Origin of the sequence: Pantoea sp. YR525, from assembly GCF_900116775.1 — a bacterium.
Classification (GTDB): domain Bacteria; phylum Pseudomonadota; class Gammaproteobacteria; order Enterobacterales; family Enterobacteriaceae; genus Pantoea; species Pantoea symbiotica.
The window spans coordinates 385,999-406,301 of sequence record NZ_FPBU01000003.1 but is presented as its reverse complement, the minus strand read 5'-3'; the positions used below and the strand labels follow the sequence as shown (position 1 = coordinate 406,301).

Genomic DNA, 20,303 nt, shown 5'->3' with positions numbered 1-20,303 from the left:
GCACGTAGGGTCGCCATTCATGGCGACCTTGTACGCATGAATCACCACCTGGTGGGCATAAATGCCCACCCTACGAAACATCATGCACGCAGCTGAATCTGCGGCCTGCCCTTCTCATCCTGCAGCACCACATCCAGTTCCGCCTGATACCAGCGCGTCAACGTGCTTTCGGTCATCACTTCATGCGGCGCACCTTCTGCCACCAACTTGCCCTGATGCAGCAACAGCACGCGATCTGACCACAGCGACGCGAGATTCAGATCGTGCAGCACAGTACAGACGCTGAAGCGCCCGTTGCGCGTCAGGCGATGCAGTAAACGCAAACTGTGCTGCTGCCAGAACAGATCCAGCGCAGATGTGGGTTCGTCGAGAAACAGCCAGCCGCGCGGACCATCGTCGTGCCACAGCTGAGCCAGCACGCGCGCCAGCTGCACGCGCTGCTGTTCACCACCGGAAAGCGATCGATAATCACGCGTTGCCAGCTCAAGGCTGCCGGTAATCTGCATCACCTCTTCGATTACCGCTTTAGATTTAATGCCCGGCCAGGGCGCACGGCCCATCGCCACCACATCGGCGGCGGGCAGCGGAAAACTCACGCTATTTTGCTGACGCATCACCGCGCGACGCTGCGCCAGCGGTTCGCGCGGCCAGTCATTTAATGGTCGATCGCCAAGCCAGCACTCGCCCGCTTCTGGCGTGAGAAAGCCGGTCAGTAAACGCAGCAGCGTAGATTTCCCCGCGCCGTTGGGGCCGATCAGCGCAATCATTTCGCCAGGCTGTAAAGTCAGGGAAACGTCGTCGATTAAGGCGCGTGAGCCGTGGCTAAAACGCAGTCCGCGCGCCTGCATGCAGTCACTCATTCATCCCCCTTTGCTGACGCAGAATCAGCCAGAGAAACCACGGGCCGCCCAGCAGGCTGGTTAACAAGCCAACCGGCATTTCCGCCGGCACCACCACCGTGCGCGCCAGCGTATCGGCCAGCAGCAGCAAAATCGCGCCCGCCAGCGCCGAGCCCGGCAGCATCCAGCGATGATCGCTGCCGAGACAAAAGCGCATCAGGTGCGGTACCACTAAACCGACAAAGCCGATAATGCCGCTCACCGCCACGGCGGTGCCCACCAGCAACGCGCTCAGCACCAGCAGCTGACGCTGCGTGCGCTTCACGTCGATGCCCATGTAATGCGCATCCTCTTCGCCGAGTTGCAGCAAGTTGAGACGACGCGCGCGCAGCTGAATCGCCATCAATGCAGGCAGAATCAGCACTGCGCACACCAGCAAACTCGGCCACTGCGCCGCGCTCAAACTGCCCATGCCCCACAGCGCTAGCTGACGCAGCTGCTGATCGTTACTCAGCCACGACAGCACGCCAACTGCCGCACCACACAAGGCATTGATGGCGATGCCGACCAACAGTAGGCGCGAGAGATTGCCCAGCGCCAGACGGCTAAAACTGAAGATCAGCAGCGTCACCACCAAACTGCCCATAAAGGCAGCGAGGGTTGGCAGCCACAGCGCCAGCAACGGCGGCAAGCCGAGCGGGATGACAATCGATATCGCCACCGCCAACCCCGCTCCGCTGCTGATGCCGAGCAAACCGGGATCGGCCAGCGGATTGCGAAACAATCCCTGCATCACCGCGCCGGATACCGCCAGCGCCATGCCGAGCAACACCGCCAGCAGCACGCGCGGCAGACGGATGTTGATCCAGATTTGCCACGCCATATCGCTCAGCGGCGCACGCAGCAAGGTGCGCATTGAAAGCGGCATCGCGCCGAAGTTGGCGGCCATCAGCATTAATATCAGCGTGCTGATGGCCATCAACAGCAGCCAGCGCATCACCGATGCATTAGTCATGTTTTATAGCTTCAGCGGCACGGCGTAACTTCACAATCGCGCCCGGTGTATCAAGGCCAAAGCTCAGCAGCGCCATCTCATCCACCACCAGCAAAGCGCGATGCTGACCGGCTGGCGTCAGTGCCAAACCTGGCAGCGACCACACTTTCTCTTCGCCGCCCAGCGTACGCAGGCCATCTTCACCCACCACGATCAAATCCGGTGCGGCTGCGACCACGCCTTCCTGCGACAGCTGCTGATAGTGCGGCACCGCCGCCATCGCGTTGATCAGACCAGCGCTGCGAATCGCGCCATCCGCGCCGGTTTGCGCGCCTGCCGCCTGAGTGCGCATGCCGCCGTGCGCCATGATAAACAGCACTTTAACTGGCAACGGTTGTTGCGGGATCTGCGCGCGCTGTTTGTTGACCTTTTCGATCAACGCGTTGGCTTCATCTTCACGATGCAGCGCCTTGCCGATGGTGGCGATTTTTTGCGGGATGGCGTCGAGGCTGTTTTTGCCGGTGACATCCACCACCTTCACACCCGCCTGCTCCACCTGCTGCAACACCAGCGACGGTTTTGCCAGCTCGCTGCTCAGCACCAGCGTCGGTTTCAGCGCCAGAATCCCTTCGGCATTCAGCTGACGCATATAACCGACATCCGGCAGCTTGTTGGCCTGCGCCGGATGCTGGCTGGTGCTGTCGCGCGCCACCAGATCCTGCTGCGCATCCAATGCGTAGATGATCTGCGTGACGTCACCGCCAATCGAGATCACCCGCTCGGCCGCTACAGCGGGCAGCGCCAGCGCAGTCAGCAGCAACAGAAGTTTTTTCATGCTAACGCCTCCAGCGACATTACCTGCTCGCGCCAGCGCGCCTGCTCCGGCGTGCCTTCGCTGCGCTGACCGTACAGCTGCGCGATCTGCGTGCCGTCGGCGGCAAACAGTTCCAGGCTGGTGACGAAGCCGTCGCCGCTCGGTTTGCGCGTCACCCAACTTTCGCTGATGTGATCCGCCATCAAATGCAGCGTGAAAGTCGGATTGAAAATGTTGATCCAGTTATCCATCGGCATCAGCTTCTCTACCGCGCCAGTGAAGATCTGCGTGCAGCCACGGTTGCCGATGAAAATCATGATTTCGTTGCCATCCTGCTGCGCCAGATCCAGCAACTGTGCCAGCGAGTCATTGCTCACCTGGCGTGCCAGATCGTCCGCCACCGCGCGGAACGCCTGCGGGCGCGAGATGTTGTGGCGCTTCAGCAGACCAAAGAACTGATGCACATCGGTGATGGCGCGCCATTCGGCTTCCACTTTGCTGGCATCAATCGCGTTGCTGTATTGCGGCGCGCTGGCGGGCTGCGGATCTAACTCCGCCGCGTTCTCTTGCACGAACTCCGCAATCAGCGCATCCCACGCGGCCATATCAGTATTGTCGGTGGTGTAGATTTTCAGCACCGCATCAGCGTGGCGATCAAAAATCTGGATGCTTTGACGTTCTCCGTGAGCGCTCTGCTCCCGCAGGAAGAACGCGCTGTGCCACTGACTCGGGAACAGGCGCTGATCGAGCGCACGCGGGTTGAGAATCAGTCCGGCGTGTTCGCCGAGGTGCAGGTTTTCATATTTGCCCACCTGCTCATGGACCGCATATTCATTGCGGGTGATGCTTTTGGTTTCACCCACCGCCGCCAATGCCGCCAGCAGCGCAGGGAAATCGGCTTTTAACGCTTTTGCATCATGGCCGACACGCGCTTCACACAGCTGCGCTTCGCCAATGCCCATCAACGCCGCGAGATCGCGCGCGTACTTTTTCGGATGCTCGCTTTTCAGCGCCAGATAGTGATCGTAACGTGGGTTCATTGCCTTGCTCCATGAAAATGCCCTGCGCTGCCGCAGGGCGAAAGTGATTAGAAATCGACGTTCACACCCAACTGGAAGGTGCGGCCTGGCATCACCGCCAGGTTGATGTCGTTGCGTTCCTGGGCATTGCTGCTGGTCAGCGTGCGGCTGCTGGTGTAATCCCAGTATTTGCGATCGGTAATGTTGTAGATGCCGCCGCTCAGCTTGACGTTTTTCGTCGCCTGCCAGTAAGCCGTCGCATCCACCATGCCGTAACCCGGTACGCGCATATATTCCGAGGTGGAATCGGTGATCGCCGTGCCAGTGTTGGTGTAGCTTTCGCGGTTGGTCGCCGTGGCCTGTTTGCCTTTCACGAAGGTGGCGGTCAACGCTGCGCCGTAGCCGCGCGCTTTGTCATCCCACGCCAGGCCAACAATCGCTTTCAGTGGCGCGACGCTATCGAGATCGATGTACTTGTCACCGGCGTAGCTGGACTTTGATTTACCTTCGTTATAGCCCAGCGCAAAGGTGCTGCTCAGGCCATCCACTTGCGGGAACCAGGTGCCGTAATTCACTTTGGTTGAGATCTCAGCACCATAAATGTAGGCCTTATCGCGGTTTTCAGCCTGATAGCTGGTGTAGATGTTACTCGGTACGTTGACGAACATCTCCGGATTGGCCGAGCGACGATAGCGGGTGTAAGCGATGAAGTTTTTGTACTGGTTGTAGAACACCGAAGTGTTAACCGTTACGCCTTCTGTCGCCTGGCCTTTCAGGCCCCACTCGAAGTTGTTGCTGGTTTCAGTTTTCAGATCGGTGTTACCAATCAGCGCATACTGCGCGCTCCCCGCGTAGCTGGAGCCAAGGTTCCATGATCCATACAACTGGCTGGTGGTAGGGAACTGCACGCCGCGTTTATATTGCAGATAGGTGGTCAACGCTGGCGTTAAGTCGTACTGGAAGGTCAGCGATGGCAGCACCTGCGTATCGGAGTTGGTTTTGCCGTACAGCGCATCAACCTGCTCTTCGGTTAGCACCGTGCTGCCGTTAGTCAGATCGCCCAGATCTTTGGGCTTGGTGCTTTGATACATCACGCGCACGCCGGGAATGACCGCGAAGTTGTGGCTATCAAGATCGAAATTAATCTTATCTTGCAGATAACCCGCCACCGCGAAGGTGCGGCTGTCAGACTGCGGCTGCGTGATGGCGCTAAAGGTGCTCGGCGTTGGCTCCTGGCGGAACGGACGCTCGCTGTTATCCAGGCGCGCGTTGACACCGGCACTCAGCTCATGGCGGCCCAGCGTTTTGGTGCCGCGCGTGTCGAAGCCATAGGTATCGACGTTGAAATCAGAGTAAACAAAGCCGTACTGGCTGGCGCTGGTTGGCAGATAGGTATTGTCGTGCGCCTGCGTTTGCTGCCAGTAAAGGCGCGTGGTCAGCGTATCGATAAAGTCGTTGTACGGCGTCCACTCATCCGCCAGATTGATGCCCCAGCGGCGCGTATCACTCTGCTGCTGCGCGGTGCCCCAAACGGTGTTGCCGCTGGTGTCCCAGGTATCGTAATGGCTGTGATTGGTTTTGTGATAGTAATCGAAAGTAGCGCTCAGCTTGTGCTGATCGTTCGGCTGCCAGATTCCGGAGGTCATAAAGGCGTCAGAGTGCCAGTTGGCCGGATAAGCATCGATCACGCCGCTGTTGTTCTCGGTCTCCTGACCATCGCGACGACTGTAAACAAACAGGCCACGCAGCTCGTCATCGCCGGAGGCAGCGGTGATGCCGTTGTGCCAGCTACGATTCGATGAGTCGTAACCGCTCTGATAACCGAAGTAAGTGTTTTTGTCGCTGCTAAGGTAATCGTCGGCGCTTTTGTTATGGAACGAGACGTTACCGCCAATCGAGGTATTCGGCTGATCCACCGCCGTGGCGCCCTTCTCGATATCAACGCTGCCGAACATGTAGGGATCGATGTAATCGCGGCCAATACCAAAGGTGTTGTTGCCGGTGCGGCTGACGTAAGGACGTCCGGTGGCATCTGGAATCGGAATGCCGTCGATATCCATGCCGACGCGGTTACTCTCCAGACCACGAATGTTGTAGCCGGTATAGCCCGCGCGGTCGAAACCGCTTTTGCCGGCCGAGGATCCACCACTCGAACCGGTGGCGCTGATCAGCGGCTCATAACGCATGATCGAACCGAAATCATTCGCACCGCGTTTTTGCAGCTCTTGTGCCGTGATGGTGGTTTTATTACCGGCCTGCTGTTTTGGCGCGGTGACGGTGAGAACCGGCTCATTGCTGGTGCTGTCGCTGGCGGCAAAGCTGCAAGCGGCATGTATGGCTGAAGATAAGATGGCAACTTTGAAAAGACGTTGCTGGGCCGTTCCCTGAAAGAGTGAAGACATGCGCGAAATACCTGGTTAATTGTTAGTATTCGCTCACTTGCTTGCTGCCTGAAAGTACGGGCTTTGGTTAAAAGACCGTAAAAAAATATGGACTTATTTTATGTAATAAATGATGTCGACAGGAATGTAATGCAAGTGGTAATCATTATCAACTAGCAGTAAGCTAAGATGTATCTTGGACCGCACATTTTGTTAACTTCATTATCTAAACGAGACAGGTTATGTCACAGAAACCAACGATTACCATTCATTACTGCACACAATGTAACTGGCTGCTGCGTTCCGCCTGGATGGCGCAGGAGCTGCTGCATACGTTTGCCGAGGATTTAAGTGCAGTGACGCTCAAGCCGGGAACCGGCGGCTTGTTTGAGATCACCATTGATGGTCAGGTGATTTGGGAGCGTAAGCAGGAAGGCGGTTTCCCGGATGCGGCTGCGCTGAAGCAGCGCGTGCGCGATGTTTGCTGGCCGGATCGCGCGCTTGGGCATGTGGATAAGAAGAAGAGTTGATTTTGGTTGGTGCGGTTTTCTGGACGGTCGCCATGAATGGCGACCCTACGTTCGGCGTTAACTGTTCGCGATTTTCTCGGCCGCCTGATGCAACGCTTCAATCACGATTTCCAGCGACTCTGCAGAAATATCTTCCTGCGCCAGACGATGATTTAAGGTGTGTTTGATCAGGTGAATCGCCTGCTCAACCTGCGGAATGCTGCGGTTATTCACCAGAATCGCCAGCGAGGTTAAGCGCTCGATAATCGCATCCACATTGTCACGATTCTCCGCCAGCAGCGCCACGCCGCTCTCATTCAGCGCATAGGCTTTTCGTGATGCCTGCGCATCGACTACGCGAATCGCATCCATCTCTTCGAGCAGCGTCAGGTTGGGATAAATAATGCCGGGACTCGGGGAATATTCCCCTTTGGAGAGCTCTTCAACCGATTTGATCAGCTCATAACCGTGCGCAGAATTGTTGGCCAGAAAGTGCAGCATTAACAGGCGGATATCGCTGGCATCCAGCATCCGCTCACGACGCTTCTTACGTGCGCCTGCACAGACGGCACGCTGTGCGTGATCGGACTGCCATGGAAAATCCCGCTGCTGTTTCATTGCCTTCCTGAGCGCTAATTAAGGGAGGTTGATAGTAGTCTGCCACCTGGCAAAATTCAACACAGGCGGCAGCGCGCGCGGCGTTTACGTTATTTCTGATGCCAATAGGCTACAGCGCGCACGAAATCGGTATTTGCACCGCGTCCCTGGGTGAAGTAATCGCTCAGCAATTTCACCGCTTCGCCCTCGCCGGTCAGCCAGATGAAGTATTCAGTGGCAGGCAGCGCAATCTTATCCAGCTGCGCCGTTATCGGTGCCAGGTTATCGGCCTGCATGCTGCCGCTTCCCAACCAGCTCACCTGCACATTCGGCAGATCACCGAGATAATCGCGCCCGGTGGCTTCATCGGCATAGGCCAGCAGGTGAATGTCCTGCGCCTGGATTTCGCTGTAACGACGTTTAAAGGCTGGCAAACCGGTCTCATCACAGACGTAAATCTGGCAGGCATAATCCGTTGGTATCACCAACGAACCGCGCGGGCCGCCCATCGCAATTTGATCGCCCACTTTGGCTTCGCTTGCCCAGCTGCTGGCAACGCCGCCATCGTGGATGTAGAAATCGATGGTCAGAGAATCGACGCCGTTAAATTCCAGCGGCGTGTAATCACGCGCGGCAGGACGCACGCCATTCGGCCAAACGATGCCTTCATCAGTGATCTGCGGCAGCGCCAGTTCGGCGCCGGCATGTTCCGGGAAAAACACTTTGATGTGATCGTCAAACGATGGCGAGTTGAAGCCGGCCAGATCGCTGCCGTTGAAAACAATGCGCCAGAATTCACCGGCAATCAGCGTCTTGCTTGCCACGGTGATATGGCGGAAACGCAGTTCATTGCGCACGCGGCGTGGCGCGCGTTCGGAAGGGGTAGTTTGCAAGTGGTGTCTCCCTAAAAGATAGTGAAAGTCATTCTCATCTGATGGGGAGAGAATAGTTATGATATATCTTCGATGCAATGCCGAAAAATGCTATCTGTGTGTTTGGTCGCCAGAATGGTACGCGCAATCGCAAAGGTCGCCATGAATGGCGACCCTACGGGAGGCATGTGCGAATGTAGGGGCGTCATTTATGACGACCTTCATAAAGGATGCAGCAGATGGGAATTTTTTGGCGGGACGAGATTAAGCCTGGTGATTGCCGCAGGTTACGAAACTGCCATCATCCTGGCTATGTTTCGGCAGCACATTGTCGCCGAGAATTTCATGCTGCGCACAATGGGGTTGATGCGGATGCAGTCCACCCGGCGGTGAAAAAGGCTCAGCCATCTGTGCACTTGCCAGCGAAGAAAACGCTACAAGCGCTGTCATGAGGAACAACGGTAGAAGTCGCATAATTTTTTTGTCTGTTCACTATAGCGGCCCGGAATGGACCAGAAATGCAGGTGATTATCCAGCCTGATGCGTGGCGGCTGGTGATTTACGCGGCCAATCAGGTTTCGATGAAGAATTTTACGCCGATTAACGCCTTGAGTTTATAAAATCGTGCGGTTTGTCACGGTTTACCGCACGAATTATGCATTACTTATCCGCCACCGGAATATAGAAGGTGCCCTGCAGCAGATCGGGCGTGCTGTATTTCAGATCCAGCTTGAGCAGATCTTTGCCCGCACGGCGTGCTACGCCTAGCGCTGGCAAGTGGTTGTAGTAAATCTCCGCGGTGAACGCGTTGATCTCTTCCGGTGCACCGTGCCAGTCAATCTCCGCATACAAACCACTTTCGCCGGTCCAGTTCTGCACGTTGCGCGGCAGTACATCGGCGTACTGACTTTCCAACGCCTGGAACAGGCTGATGTGCTGCTGATCGGCAGAATGTACGCCCGGACTGAACTGGAAGCCCAGCCAGCCGCGATTCACGTGCTGACCAGCAAAAGCGATGAAGTCGCGCGTGTGCTGCGCCACCACATGGTTGTGGTGATCGATGTACTCCCCGAAGCGACATTCCCACTCAATCACTTCACCACACAGTTGAATCTCCGGCTTCTGCGCCAGACGCGCATTGACCCACTCACGCTGCGTGGAGATGCGGCTGTGGAAATCCTTCATCAGCATCTCCGGAATGCGGCGATAGGCACCCGGCGTCATTGAGAAGTGACTTTTAAACACGCGGGTAAAATTCTGCTGATTATCAAAGCCAAAGCGCACCGCAATATCGATCAGCGGCATGCTGGTCAGACGCAGCGCCATCGCCGCCATGGTCAGACGACGTTTGCGCGTGTAGGACGCCAGCGTTTGCCCGGTCATCTCTTTGAACATGCGCTGCATGTGCCATTTGGAGTAACCGGATTTCAGGGTAATCAGATCGATGTTGAGCTCGTCGGTCAGGTTCGCTTCTATCCAGTCCACCAGATCGTTGATGTACTGTTTTTTTACATTCAGGCTGAGCATGATTTTGATGGTCGAATGAGGTGGTTAACGTAATGAATTTGCGTTATTCGTCACATAAATATAACAAAAACGTATTACTAACGTAAGGAAGAGTAAACGTACCGAAGCGGGAAAAGCATTAATTGCTTAGGTTACTAACGTTTTTTTGATCGTGGAAATAAAAAAGGTCGCCATGAATGGCGACCCTACGGGGATATCAACAGATGCGATTAATGTGCGGACTCAATGCGAACGCATGCCCGCTGCCGTCATCATCATACGAAACAGTGATGCCACCACACCGAGTGCCAGCACGCTTGCGCCGTAAATGACCACCAGCCACATCAACTGCTTCCACCACGGAATCTTCGTTTCAGAGTGAGTTTTCATGTTGCTGACCTCGGTTTTCATATCAATGGTATCCTTCGTCGGCTTTGATTTTTCCGCGGAACACGTAGTAACTCCAGAAGGTGTAACCCAGAATGACCGGAATAATCAGCAAGCCGCCCACCAGCATAAACGCCTGGCTGCTCGCCGGAGACGCCGCCTGCCAGATGGTGATTGACGGTGGAATGATGTTCGGCCAGATGCTAATGCCAAGGCCCGAGAAGCCCAGGAAAATCAACGCCAGCGTCAGGATGAACGGCGAGTAATGCGCTTCGCGCTTGATGGCACGCACAATCCCCCACGAACACAGCACTACCAGCACCGGAACCGGCAGGAACCAGAACAGGTTCGGACGCGAGAACCAGCGCTGCGCGATATCCGCATGCGTCAGCGGCGTCCAGATACTGATAATGCCCACCACCAGCAGCAGCGTCAGCGTCAGCGGTGTCGCCAGCGCAGACATCTTACGGTGCAGATCGTGTTCGGTTTTCATGATCAGCCAGGTACAACCCAGCAGCGCATAGGCGATCACCAGACCAACGCCGCAGAACAGCGGGAAAGGTGCTAACCAGCTCATCGCTGAACCCGCATATTCACGGCCAACCACCGGGAAACCATTCAGGATGGCGCCAACGGCCACGCCCTGACTGAAGGTGGCCAGCAGTGAACCGGCAATGAACGACTTATCCCAGAACGGACGGTGTTCTACCGTAGCTTTAAAGCGGAACTCAAAAGCCACGCCACGGAAGATCAGGCCAATCAGCATCGCCGTCAAAGGAATCGACAGCGCATCCAACAGCACCGAATATGCCAGCGGGAACGCGCCGTACAGCGCCGCGCCGCCCAGCACCAGCCAGGTTTCGTTGCCATCCCAAACCGGGGCAACGGTGTTCACCATCATGTCGCGTTCGATGGGATCTTTGTTAAACGGCAACAGCAGGCCAATGCCGAGATCGAAGCCATCCATCACGATGTACATCAAGGTGCCAAACACGATGATGGCAAACCAGATAATTGAAAAGTCGATCATCTTAGTGCTCCCCACTCTTTTCGCTATGGGTTTTGGCCGCCGACAACGGACGCGCTGGCGTGTGATGCTGACCCGGACCACCGTGATCAACCTCTTTACCTTCGCCGGTCACCGGACCCTCTTTGATCAGACGCATCATGTAGAGGTAACCGACACCAAACACCGACGAATAGACCAGAATGAACGCCAGCAGGCTGATGCTCATGTGCATATCACCATGCGCGGAGACCGCATCAATGGTGCGCTGCACGCCATAAACCACCCAAGGCTGACGCCCAATTTCAGTGGTAAACCAGCCGGCCAGAATGGCGATCAAACCCGATGGGCCCATCAGCAGCGTGAACCACAGGAACGGACGCGAGTGATACAAACGGCCTTTGAAACGCAGCCACAAAGACACCACGCCGAGCGTAATCATCAGCAGGCCCAGCGCCACCATCACGCGGAATGACCAGAAAATGATGGTGGAATTCGGGCGATCCTCTTTCGGGAAGCTCTTCAGCGCAGGGATCTGCTTGTCGAGGCTATGCGTCAGAATCAGGCTGCCGAGGTACGGGATTTCCAGCGCGTACTTAGTGCGCTCTTGCTCCATATCCGGCACACCGAACAGGATCAGCGGCGAGGCTTCACCCGGCTTGTTTTCCCAGTGTCCTTCAATTGCCGCGATTTTCGCTGGCTGATGCTCAAGGGTGTTCAGGCCATGCGCATCACCGATCATTGCCTGAATCGGTGCCACAATCAGCGCCATCCACAATGCCATCGAGAACATCTTACGAATCGCTGGATTGTCGTTACCGCGCAGCAAATGCCATGCGCCCGACGCGCCGACAAAGAAGGCGCTGGCGAGGAAGGCACCCACCGACATGTGGAACAAGCGATAAGGGAACGAAGGGTTGAAGATGATTTTCAGCCAATCTTCCGGCACCACGATGCCGTTCTGGATGATGTAGCCCTGCGGCGTATGCATCCAGCTGTTCGACGCCAGAATCCAGAAGGTGGAGAAGATGGTGCCGAGCGCGACCATGCAGGTTGCGAAGAAGTGCAAGCCTGGACCAACGCGGTTCCAGCCGAACAGCATCACGCCAAGGAAGCCCGCTTCAAGGAAGAACGCGGTTAACACTTCATAGGTGAGCAGCGGGCCGGTAATACTGCCTGCAAACTGTGAGAAACCACTCCAGTTAGTACCGAACTGGTACGCCATCACCAATCCAGATACCACGCCCATGCCGAAGTTAACGGCAAAAGCTTTCGACCAGAAATGGTAGAGATCGCGATAGGTCTCGTTACGGGTTTTCAGCCACATCCCTTCAAGCACCGCCAGGAAACTGGCGAGACCGATGGTGATGGCTGGAAAGATAATATGGAAGGAAACAGTAAATGCGAACTGAATCCTGGCCAGATGAAAGGCGTCTAATCCAAACATTGCTTACCTCATTGCCACAAATTACACCGAATTTTTACTTATAATTAACAAGCAGAGCGCAGCGGTTATTTCGCTGTGCTTAAAGAAATGTCGCGCCAATGTAAAAGGAAGTGGTGCGAACGAAAAGATACAGGGGAAGTCGGTAAAACTATAACAGTGTTTTTTGATTTCGATCATTGTTTTTAGTTGAAACTAATACTTTAAAATCACTACGTTAAGGTTAATCACCCTCACTCATTGTGACAATATTGTTATTATTTCCCGCTTATTTCCGCTGTGCTTATCAGGTAACCACTTCATTTATTTATTTTTTAGTGCGCAGAAAAAAGTCGTTATTTGCTGATCTTCATTAGAGCATGTAAATATTTCCGGACAGCGCGGGATGATCAGAATTGTTAATTAAAAGATAATTAATTTAAAACGAAAAGCGTAATTCCTGCTGCTTATTGGTGACGTGATGTAAACGTGGTGACGTTAACCTACTGCGGCATGGCATTTGCCAGCGGCGACAAGCTGTGCTTTTTTAGAGCAGTAATCAACCAGTTAAACAGCGAAGGAGAGGTTATGGCCCGTCTTACTGCACAGGATTTCCCTCAGGAACTGCTCGAGCTTTACGATTACTACGCCCACGGCAAAATCAGCAAACGCGAATTTATCTCGATGGCGGCGAAATTCACCGTTGCGGGCATGGCGGGCGCAACATTATTGAGCGCGATGAGCCCCAACTATGCGCTGGCGCAGCAGGTGGAATTTACCGATCCGGCGATCAAACCGGAGTACATTCACTATCCATCACCGCAAGGCCACGGCGAGGTGCGCGGCTATCTGGTGCGTCCGGCCAATGCAACCGGCAAAGTGCCTGCGGTGGTGGTGGTGCACGAGAATCGTGGCCTTAATCCCTACATCGAAGACGTGGCACGACGCGTAGCGAAAGCAGGTTATATCGCGCTGGCACCGGATGGACTTAGCTCGCTGGGCGGTTATCCGGGCAATGATGATGAAGGCAAAACGATGCAGGCCAAAGTCGACCCAACCAAGTTGATGAATGACTTTTTCGCTGCGATTGATTTCCTGATGCATCACGAGGAAGGCACTGGCAAAGTGGGCATCACCGGCTTCTGTTACGGCGGCGGCGTAGCCAATGCGGCTGCGGTCGCGTTCCCCGATTTGGCCTGTGCGGTGCCATTTTATGGCCGTCAGCCTAAAGCTGAAGATGTGCCACGCATCAAAGCGCCGCTGTTGTTGCACTACGCCGCGCTGGATAAAGGCATCAATGAAGGTTGGCCAGCCTATGAAGAGGCGCTAAAGGCAAATCACAAAGTCTACGAAGGCTATGTTTATCCCGGCGTGAACCATGGCTTCCATAATGATTCGACGCCGCGTTATGACAAAGCCGCCGCCGAATTAGCCTGGAGCCGCACGCTGGGTTGGTTTGAGAAGTATTTGCACGCCTGATTGCTGTGGTCGCCATAAATGGCGACCCTACAAATTCCACTGCATCGTTTGTAGGATCACCATTCATGGCGACCTTCTCAATGCGCCTTCAATATCCGATGCACATTGCTCTCCAGCCAATCTGCCAGCCCTGTCACCTGCCCTTCCACTTCGCGGCCTAACGACGTCAAACGATACTCGACGTGTGGCGGCACCACTTCATAGGCAATGCGCTCAACAAAACCATCCTCTTCCATATAGCGCAGCGTCTGCGCCAGCATGCGTTCGCTCACGCCGCCAATCTTGCGACGCAGCTCGCTAAAGCGCAGAGTTTCTTCGCGTAGCGCCAGCAAAATCAGTACGCTCCAGCGGCTGGTAATGCGTTTCAACACTTCGCGCGACGGGCAGTTCACGTTAAGCAACTCACCGCGCGTAAATTTTTCACTCATCTTTTCAGACATTTAACTCCCCCACTTCAAACTAACAAATCTGTAAGTACTTACTAAAAGTTAGTTTATCGCTTAGGCTGTTTTCATACCAGTTCAAAAGGAGAACATCATGATTGCGATTACAGGTGCCACAGGCCAACTGGGCCGTTTGGTGATTAACGAGTTACTGAAAAAAGTGCCGGCTAGCGAAATCATTGCAGCGGTGCGTTCGCCGGAGAAAGCGGCCGATCTTAAGGCGTTGGGCGTGACACTGCGTGCGGCGGATTACAGCAAACCGGAAACACTGCAGAGCGCCTTTGCTGGTGTCGATAAGCTGCTGCTGATCTCTTCGAGTGAAGTCGGCCAGCGTGAAGCGCAGCACAAGGCGGTGATTGATGCGGCAAAAGCCGCCGGCGTTGGCTTTATCGCCTACACCAGCTTACTGCATGCCGATACATCGCCGTTGGGATTAGGCGTTGAGCATCGTGCGACTGAAGCACAGCTGAAAGCCTCCGGCCTTCCTTTCGCGCTGCTGCGTAACGGCTGGTACACCGAAAACTACGCGGCGAGTATTGCACCAGCGCTGGCGCATCATGCCTTTATTGGTGCGGTGGGTGAAGGTCGCATCGCCTCTGCGGCGCGCGCTGATTATGCGGCTGCGGCAGCCGAAGTGATCAGCCGTGACGACCAGGCTGGCAAAGTGTATGAACTAGCTGGCGACGACAGCTACACGCTGGCGCAGTTCAGCGCCGAGATTGCCAAACAGTCGGGCGAGCAAGTGGATTACATCAACCTGCCGCAGGCCGAATTTGCCGCCGCGCTGAAAGGTGCCGGTTTGCCAGATGGCTTGTCCGAGATGCTGGCGGATTCAGATGCCGGTGCCGAAAAAGGCGGATTGTTCGATGATAGCCATACGCTGAGCAAACTGATTGGCCGTGCGACCACGCCGTATGCGGAAGTGATTAAGGCGGCGTTAAAGAACTGAGGTGCGGCCTGATGCCCTCACCCCGGCCCTCTCCCACGGGAGAGGGAGACGCTGCCACATGTTAGCTCGATCGGTTCCCTCTCCCGCCTGCGGGAGAGGGTTAGGGTGAGGGAAAATACAGCTCAGTTCCCGCTGCGTTTGCCATCAATTGATCAAGTCATCCCACGCTTTTTCACGCAAATTTTAGCGATTTTCTTAAATACAGATAATTCTGCGTACCTATTTAAACATCCATCCTAAACGCCGCTTTCATTTCCTGAAATATAGTCCGTTGTAATCGCTGAAAAATCATAAAAACACCGGATCCATCGACATGATTTATTACGTTCATAGATAAATCGCATTGTTGTTTCGCCCGTTCAGAGCTCTATAATTTGTTCTTTACGCATTCAAGAATTTACCAGGAGGCTGCTATTAATACTAACCAACAGCAATATAACGCTTTCGAGGATCGACGCGCTGATGCTGAACTGGAGTATCAATATAATCCTCATGAGTTCGTTCGCGAAGGTATGCAGGATTCGGAGCCGGAACCCGAGCTGATTGAAGGTCTGCCCGCGCCGGATGCGCTGACGCCTGCCGATCGCTACATGGAACTGTTTGAGCAGGTGCAGACATCGCACATATTTGCCGACAGCAAAACGTTCCCGGACTGCGCACCAAAATTCGATCCGCTGGATATTTTAATTCGTTTTCGTCGCCGTAAACGCGCAGCGGATTTTGATCTGGAAGCATTCGTGCACGAACATTTTTATTCGCCTCAGGTGAATGAGAGTTTTTATGTTTCCAATCCAGATAAAACTTTAACTGAACACATTGACGATCTGTGGCCGGTGTTAACCAAAATGCCGCAGCAACATTTAGCGCACTCATCGCTGCTGCCGTTGCCGAAACCCTATGTGGTACCCGGCGGTCGATTTGGAGAAACCTATTACTGGGACTCCTACTTCAGCATGCTCGGTCTGGCCGATGCAGGTCGCGATGATTTGCTGCGTCACATGGCGGATAACTTTGCCTGGCTGATTGATAACTACGGTCACGTGCCGAACGGCAACCGGACTTACTACCTCAGCCGCTCGCAGCCACCGGTGTTTGCGCTGATGGTTGAACTGTTTGAAGAGGATGGCATTCGCGGGGCGAAACGCTATCTCGATCAGCTGATGAAAGAGTATCAGTTCTGGATGGATGGCGCGGGCGAGTTGATGCCGCATCAGGCCTATCGCCACGTGGTGCGCATGCCAGATGGTTCGCTGCTCAACCGTTACTGGGACGATCGCGACACGCCGCGTGATGAATCGTGGCTGGAAGATATTGAAACCGCGAAGAAATCGGGTCGTCCGGCGAATGAGGTTTACCGCGATCTGCGTGCCGGTGCCGCATCCGGCTGGGATTACTCTTCACGCTGGCTGCGCGATCCGCAGCGTCTGGCGAGTATTCGCACCACGCAATTTATTCCGATCGATCTCAACGCGTTCCTCTACAAGCTGGAACTGATGATTTCGACGCTGTCACATGCCAAAGGCGAAGAGTTAACGGCGCTGGCGTGGCAGAAAAAAGCCGATGCGCGTAAGCAGGCGATTCACCGCTATCTGTGGGATAACACCGCCGGTGTTTACCGCGATTACGACTGGCGCCGCGAGCGCTTTGGCGCCTTTACCGCCGCAGCAGTGGTGCCGCTGTTCCTTGGTCTCGCCTCACCCGAGCAGGCGCACTTGCAGGCCGTTGCGCTGCGTCATCTGTTGTTGACGCAAGGCGGTTTGCTGACCTCGATGGTGGAGAGCGGCGAACAGTGGGATAAACCCAATGCATGGGCGCCACTGCAGTGGATGGCGGTAGTCGGTTTGAATCACTACGGTGAAGAGACACTGGCGACAGAAATTGCTGTTAACTGGCTGAATACGGTGAACAATTTCTACTCACTGCATCATAAGCTGGTGGAGAAGTATGACATCAGCGGCGATCGCGCCCGTCCGGGTGGCGGTGGTGAATATCCGCTGCAGGACGGCTTCGGCTGGACCAATGGCGTCACCCGCAGATTGATGACCATGTATGGGCATTTGCTGGCGGATTGAGGATGGTGCGCTTTGATGCCCTCACCCTGGCCCTCTCCCACGGGGAGAGGGAAACGCTGCTATATGTAAGCTCGATCAATTCCCTCTCCCGCTTGCGGGAGAGGGTTAGAGTGAGGGGAAACCGCTAACGACTTCTACTTCTGCAAAAACGCCAACAAATCCGCATTCAGCTGATCCTGATGCGTCACCGCAAATCCATGCGGACCGTTCTCATAAACCTTCAGCTCCGACCCTTCAATCATCTCATGCGCCAACTTACCGGTGGCTTCAAACGGCACGATCTGGTCGTTGCTGCCATGAATCACCAACGTCGGCACATCGACTTTAGCGATATCCGCGCGGAAATCGGTTTCAGAGAAGCTGTCAAAAAAGCCTGAACAAGTTGAGGAATTTTTTCCGCTATCAAGCACGCGGCGGGATTCGTAAGGTGCTTACATCGCCTCTCTTACAGGAACATGATGATGAGCCAGCCCACTTCCGCTACGTCGCGCAGCAGCGCTTTCTCACCCTTTGGTTACGGGCTGTTTGCCCTGATCTGGACCGCTTCAGTGCTCGGCAACACCGGCAGCTTTATCCGCGATGTCGCCAGCGCCTGGCTGGTGACCGGACTCTCCGATAACCCCACGGCGGTGGCGCTGATGCAAACCGCCGCCACCTTGCCGGTGTTCCTGCTGGCGCTGCCGGCTGGCGTGCTATCGGATATCGTCGATCGCCGCCGCCTGCTGATTGTAGTGCAAATACTCATGGCCAGCGTCAGCGGTACCTTGCTGCTGCTATCGCACAATAACTGGCTCACCGTGGAATGGTTGATCGGCCTGACCTTCGTCGGCGGCATTGGCGCAGCGCTGTTTGGCCCCGCCTGGCAGGCGATTGTGCCGGAGCTGGTGCCGCGTCATGAGTTGAAAAATGCCGTGGCGCTCAACTCACTCGGCATCAATATCGCGCGCGCTATTGGTCCGGCGACCGGCGGTTTGCTGCTGGCCAGTCTGGGAGCGATGGCGGCTTATGGCGCCGATGTGGCGAGCTACTTTTTCGTCATCGCCGCGCTGCTGTTGTGGAAGCGCCCAGCGAAAGCCAAAACCGAACTGAATGAACACTTCTTTGGCGCGTTTCGTGCCGGGCTACGCTATGTGCGGGCCAGCCACGATCTGCATCGCGTGCTGCTGCGTGCCGCGCTCTACTTCGCTTTTGCCAGCGCTATTTGGGCGCTGCTGCCGCTGGTGGCGCGCAACATGCTGCACGGCACTGCAGGCTTCTACGGCCTGCTGCTCGGTGCGGTCGGCGGCGGTGCGATTGCCGGTGCGCTAATGCTGCCGCGCCTGCGCAGCGTGCTGAGTAACGATGGCTTGCTGCTGCTCTCGGCGCTGCTGAGTGCGCTGGTGATGCTGGCGCTGGCGTTCAGTCCGCCGCAGTGGCTGGCGCTGCTATTGATGCTGGTGCTGGGCGTCGGCTGGATCATCGCGCTAACCACTTTAAACGGCGTGGCGCAGGCGGTGCTGCCGGATTGGGTGCGCGGTCGCGGATTAGCGGTCTATTTGATGGTGTTCAACGGCACGCTGGCGGGCGGCAGTTTGGCGTGGGGCCTGATTGCGCAGCATGCGGGACTCGGCAATACGCTACTGATTGCCGGAGCGGGATTGATTATTAGCGCGCTGCTACTGAAGCGTCTGGTGTTGCCCGCCGGTGAAGCCGACCTGCAACCGTCGCTGCACTGGGCGGAACCGCAGCTGGATGCCGATACCGATGTGCGTCGCGGGCCGGTGTTGATTCAGATCCGCTATCGCGTGCTGCCGGAAGATCGCGCTGCCTTCAAACAGGCGATCCACAAGCTGGCGCATGCACGTCGTCGCGACGGCGCGTATTCATGGGGATTGATGGCGCAAACCGACGATCCCAACGCGTTGCTGGAGTGGTTTTTGGTTGAGTCGTGGCAGGAGCATTTACGCCAGCACCAGCGCGTTTCCCACGCTGATGCCGAGTTACAGCAGACGGTGCTGCAATACCATCAGGGCGAGGAAGCGCCGTTGGTCAGCCACCATATCGCCATCTGATTAAGCCGGCAGATAGACATCGCGCAAACCTGGCAGCGTGAGTAAGCGCTCGCGCCACCAGGTTGCCGCATTACCGCAGGCGCTTTCGTTCCACGCCAGATACGCCATATCGCGGCGGCATTCGCTATCCAGCTGACGCGCCACCAACGCCCCGCTTGCCAGATGTGGACGCGCCAGATAAAGCGGCAGATAGCCGCAGCCAAGGCCATCCAGCTGTGCCTGCAGTTTGGTAGGGAAATCATGCACGCTCAGGGTTTTCTGCTCATCCAGCACACGTAAATCAATGCCCGTGCCGTGGCGCGAAGAGTCATGCACCGTAACGGCGCGATACTGGCGGATCTGCTCGCGCGGCAGCGGTTCCGGCGCGGTGGCGAGCGGATGATTAGGCGCGACGGCAAACACATACTCGAGCCAACCCAGCGGCTGGCAGACAATCTCTTTGCGCGTGGCGGGTTCCTGCACCGCGCCAAAGACAATGTCCGCTTCGCCGTAGTTGAGCGCTTCCCAGCAGCCGGAAAGGACATCCTGGCGGAATTGCAGCTGGGTGTGCGGATGCTCCTGATAAAACTCATCGATCAGCGGCGTCAAAATGCTAAACGGCACCGATGCATCTACGCTTATTACCAGCTGGCTCTCCCAACCGCTCTCCACGTAGCGCGCCTGCTGTTCCAGCTCATTCACCGCGCGCAGCAGCGTGCGCCCTTTCTCCAGCATCAGGCGGCCGGTGGGCGTAAAGGTGGCGCGATGGCCGGAACGATCGAGCAGCGTGATTTTGAGATCGCTCTCCATTTTCTGCACGGTGTAGCTCAATGCAGACGCGGTTTTGAACAGCCGCGCCGCTGCGGCAGCAAAGGTGCCGTGGCGATCCAGTGCGTCCAAAATCAACAGCGCCTCAAGGTTTAAACGCATGGCCAATCCTCCCCAAAAATTGTTGAACAACAACCCCAAAACAATCCGTTATC

General features: G+C 55.8%; 21 protein-coding genes. 6 read left to right on the top strand and 15 right to left on the bottom strand.

Features of this window, described 5'->3' with window-relative positions:
• Window positions 1-80: 80 nt before the first annotated feature.
• The 5 genes from BM323_RS08380 to BM323_RS08360 are packed head-to-tail and all read right to left on the bottom strand — an operon-like array spanning window position 81 to window position 6,068.
• Window positions 81-860, bottom strand: coding sequence for a heme ABC transporter ATP-binding protein (locus BM323_RS08380; RefSeq protein ID WP_008107220.1), 780 nt, complete (start codon window positions 858-860; stop codon window positions 81-83).
• Window positions 853-1,854: a FecCD family ABC transporter permease gene (locus tag BM323_RS08375; protein WP_008107218.1), complete on the bottom strand. Its 1,002-nt coding sequence runs from the start codon at window positions 1,852-1,854 to the stop codon at window positions 853-855. The genes BM323_RS08380 and BM323_RS08375 overlap by 8 nt, the downstream gene beginning before the upstream one ends.
• Window positions 1,847-2,668, bottom strand: coding sequence for a heme/hemin ABC transporter substrate-binding protein (locus BM323_RS08370; RefSeq protein WP_008107216.1), 822 nt, complete (start codon window positions 2,666-2,668; stop codon window positions 1,847-1,849). The genes BM323_RS08375 and BM323_RS08370 overlap by 8 nt, the downstream gene beginning before the upstream one ends.
• Window positions 2,665-3,687, bottom strand: coding sequence for a hemin-degrading factor (locus tag BM323_RS08365; protein WP_008107213.1), 1,023 nt, complete (start codon window positions 3,685-3,687; stop codon window positions 2,665-2,667). The genes BM323_RS08370 and BM323_RS08365 overlap by 4 nt, the downstream gene beginning before the upstream one ends.
• A gap of 47 nt (window positions 3,688-3,734) precedes the next feature.
• On the bottom strand, window positions 3,735-6,068 hold the full coding sequence (locus BM323_RS08360) for a TonB-dependent receptor domain-containing protein (RefSeq protein ID WP_008107212.1): 2,334 nt from the start codon (window positions 6,066-6,068) through the stop codon (window positions 3,735-3,737).
• A gap of 221 nt (window positions 6,069-6,289) precedes the next feature.
• Between BM323_RS08360 and BM323_RS08355 the strand changes: the two genes are divergently transcribed.
• A complete protein-coding gene (locus BM323_RS08355) occupies window positions 6,290-6,577 on the top strand; it encodes an Rdx family protein (protein WP_008107210.1) in 288 nt (95 codons plus the stop codon).
• A gap of 57 nt (window positions 6,578-6,634) precedes the next feature.
• Here the strand turns inward: BM323_RS08355 and BM323_RS08350 are convergent, their stop codons facing one another.
• The 3 genes from BM323_RS08350 to BM323_RS24475 form a co-directional block, all read right to left on the bottom strand.
• Window positions 6,635-7,174, bottom strand: a complete 540-nt coding sequence (locus BM323_RS08350; protein WP_008107208.1) for a PadR family transcriptional regulator — start codon at window positions 7,172-7,174, stop codon at window positions 6,635-6,637.
• 89 nt (window positions 7,175-7,263) lie between these two features.
• Window positions 7,264-8,046, bottom strand: a complete 783-nt coding sequence (locus tag BM323_RS08345) for a siderophore-interacting protein (protein ID WP_008107207.1) — start codon at window positions 8,044-8,046, stop codon at window positions 7,264-7,266.
• 243 nt (window positions 8,047-8,289) lie between these two features.
• Window positions 8,290-8,433: a hypothetical protein gene (locus BM323_RS24475; protein WP_162129952.1), complete on the bottom strand. Its 144-nt coding sequence runs from the start codon at window positions 8,431-8,433 to the stop codon at window positions 8,290-8,292.
• Here BM323_RS24475 and BM323_RS24710 point away from each other — a divergent pair, their 5' ends adjacent.
• On the top strand, window positions 8,434-8,490 hold the full coding sequence (locus tag BM323_RS24710) for an SEC-C metal-binding domain-containing protein (RefSeq protein WP_137386906.1): 57 nt from the start codon (window positions 8,434-8,436) through the stop codon (window positions 8,488-8,490).
• A 195-nt stretch (window positions 8,491-8,685) separates the two neighbouring features.
• Here the strand turns inward: BM323_RS24710 and BM323_RS08335 are convergent, their stop codons facing one another.
• From BM323_RS08335 to BM323_RS08320, 4 genes are all read right to left on the bottom strand, one after another.
• Complete coding sequence (locus BM323_RS08335; RefSeq protein ID WP_008107201.1) at window positions 8,686-9,552, bottom strand: helix-turn-helix domain-containing protein; 867 nt, start codon at window positions 9,550-9,552, stop codon at window positions 8,686-8,688.
• A gap of 222 nt (window positions 9,553-9,774) precedes the next feature.
• The gene (locus tag BM323_RS08330; protein WP_008107199.1) at window positions 9,775-9,942 is read right to left on the bottom strand and encodes a DUF2474 domain-containing protein; all 168 of its coding nucleotides are present in this window, start codon (window positions 9,940-9,942) and stop codon (window positions 9,775-9,777) included.
• A gap of 1 nt (window position 9,943) precedes the next feature.
• Entirely contained in the window at window positions 9,944-10,948 is a 1,005-nt protein-coding gene (cydB, locus tag BM323_RS08325) for a cytochrome d ubiquinol oxidase subunit II (RefSeq protein WP_008107197.1), read from the bottom strand.
• 1 nt (window position 10,949) lies between these two features.
• Complete coding sequence (locus BM323_RS08320; protein ID WP_008107195.1) at window positions 10,950-12,371, bottom strand: cytochrome ubiquinol oxidase subunit I; 1,422 nt, start codon at window positions 12,369-12,371, stop codon at window positions 10,950-10,952.
• A gap of 564 nt (window positions 12,372-12,935) precedes the next feature.
• On the opposite strand from BM323_RS08320, the gene yghX reads away from it, so the two are divergent.
• The gene (gene yghX / locus BM323_RS08315; RefSeq protein ID WP_008107193.1) at window positions 12,936-13,826 is read left to right on the top strand and encodes a YghX family hydrolase; all 891 of its coding nucleotides are present in this window, start codon (window positions 12,936-12,938) and stop codon (window positions 13,824-13,826) included.
• 77 nt (window positions 13,827-13,903) lie between these two features.
• Here the strand turns inward: yghX and BM323_RS08310 are convergent, their stop codons facing one another.
• Window positions 13,904-14,266, bottom strand: a complete 363-nt coding sequence (locus BM323_RS08310) for a winged helix-turn-helix transcriptional regulator (RefSeq protein WP_008107191.1) — start codon at window positions 14,264-14,266, stop codon at window positions 13,904-13,906.
• 97 nt (window positions 14,267-14,363) lie between these two features.
• Here BM323_RS08310 and BM323_RS08305 point away from each other — a divergent pair, with 97 nt between their 5' ends.
• A complete protein-coding gene (locus BM323_RS08305; RefSeq protein WP_091003653.1) occupies window positions 14,364-15,218 on the top strand; it encodes an SDR family oxidoreductase in 855 nt (284 codons plus the stop codon).
• Between the two features lie 413 nt (window positions 15,219-15,631).
• The gene (treF, locus tag BM323_RS08300) at window positions 15,632-17,290 is read left to right on the top strand and encodes an alpha,alpha-trehalase TreF (RefSeq protein WP_052026007.1); all 1,659 of its coding nucleotides are present in this window, start codon (window positions 15,632-15,634) and stop codon (window positions 17,288-17,290) included.
• Window positions 17,291-17,424: 134 nt separating this feature from the next.
• Here the strand turns inward: treF and BM323_RS08295 are convergent, their stop codons facing one another.
• A complete protein-coding gene (locus BM323_RS08295) occupies window positions 17,425-17,700 on the bottom strand; it encodes an alpha/beta fold hydrolase (RefSeq protein ID WP_008107187.1) in 276 nt (91 codons plus the stop codon).
• Between the two features lie 51 nt (window positions 17,701-17,751).
• Here BM323_RS08295 and BM323_RS08290 point away from each other — a divergent pair, with 51 nt between their 5' ends.
• A complete protein-coding gene (locus tag BM323_RS08290; RefSeq protein ID WP_091003651.1) occupies window positions 17,752-19,341 on the top strand; it encodes an MFS transporter in 1,590 nt (529 codons plus the stop codon).
• Here the strand turns inward: BM323_RS08290 and BM323_RS08285 are convergent, their stop codons facing one another.
• Window positions 19,342-20,250: a LysR family transcriptional regulator gene (locus BM323_RS08285; protein ID WP_008107183.1), complete on the bottom strand. Its 909-nt coding sequence runs from the start codon at window positions 20,248-20,250 to the stop codon at window positions 19,342-19,344.
• Between the last annotated feature and the right edge of the window lie 53 nt (window positions 20,251-20,303).

What these genes read in the sequence shown, in the direction of transcription:
- BM323_RS08305 (WP_091003653.1), top strand. Translation starts at nt 14,364, where the DNA reads ATGATTGCGATTACAGGTGCCACAGGCCAACTGGGCCGTTTGGTGATT.
- BM323_RS08290 (WP_091003651.1), top strand. Translation starts at nt 17,752, where the DNA reads ATGAGCCAGCCCACTTCCGCTACGTCGCGCAGCAGCGCTTTCTCACCC.
- BM323_RS08285 (WP_008107183.1), bottom strand. Translation starts at nt 20,250, where the DNA reads ATGCGTTTAAACCTTGAGGCGCTGTTGATTTTGGACGCACTGGATCGC.
- BM323_RS08310 (WP_008107191.1), bottom strand. Translation starts at nt 14,266, where the DNA reads ATGTCTGAAAAGATGAGTGAAAAATTTACGCGCGGTGAGTTGCTTAAC.
- BM323_RS08360 (WP_008107212.1), bottom strand. Translation starts at nt 6,068, where the DNA reads ATGTCTTCACTCTTTCAGGGAACGGCCCAGCAACGTCTTTTCAAAGTT.
- cydB (WP_008107197.1), bottom strand. Translation starts at nt 10,948, where the DNA reads ATGATCGACTTTTCAATTATCTGGTTTGCCATCATCGTGTTTGGCACC.
- BM323_RS08375 (WP_008107218.1), bottom strand. Translation starts at nt 1,854, where the DNA reads ATGACTAATGCATCGGTGATGCGCTGGCTGCTGTTGATGGCCATCAGC.
- BM323_RS08380 (WP_008107220.1), bottom strand. Translation starts at nt 860, where the DNA reads ATGAGTGACTGCATGCAGGCGCGCGGACTGCGTTTTAGCCACGGCTCA.
- BM323_RS08365 (WP_008107213.1), bottom strand. Translation starts at nt 3,687, where the DNA reads ATGAACCCACGTTACGATCACTATCTGGCGCTGAAAAGCGAGCATCCG.
- BM323_RS08350 (WP_008107208.1), bottom strand. Translation starts at nt 7,174, where the DNA reads ATGAAACAGCAGCGGGATTTTCCATGGCAGTCCGATCACGCACAGCGT.
- BM323_RS08320 (WP_008107195.1), bottom strand. Translation starts at nt 12,371, where the DNA reads ATGTTTGGATTAGACGCCTTTCATCTGGCCAGGATTCAGTTCGCATTT.
- BM323_RS08335 (WP_008107201.1), bottom strand. Translation starts at nt 9,552, where the DNA reads ATGCTCAGCCTGAATGTAAAAAAACAGTACATCAACGATCTGGTGGAC.
- BM323_RS24475 (WP_162129952.1), bottom strand. Translation starts at nt 8,433, where the DNA reads ATGGCTGAGCCTTTTTCACCGCCGGGTGGACTGCATCCGCATCAACCC.
- BM323_RS08370 (WP_008107216.1), bottom strand. Translation starts at nt 2,668, where the DNA reads ATGAAAAAACTTCTGTTGCTGCTGACTGCGCTGGCGCTGCCCGCTGTA.
- BM323_RS08330 (WP_008107199.1), bottom strand. Translation starts at nt 9,942, where the DNA reads ATGAAAACCGAGGTCAGCAACATGAAAACTCACTCTGAAACGAAGATT.
- yghX (WP_008107193.1), top strand. Translation starts at nt 12,936, where the DNA reads ATGGCCCGTCTTACTGCACAGGATTTCCCTCAGGAACTGCTCGAGCTT.
- BM323_RS08355 (WP_008107210.1), top strand. Translation starts at nt 6,290, where the DNA reads ATGTCACAGAAACCAACGATTACCATTCATTACTGCACACAATGTAAC.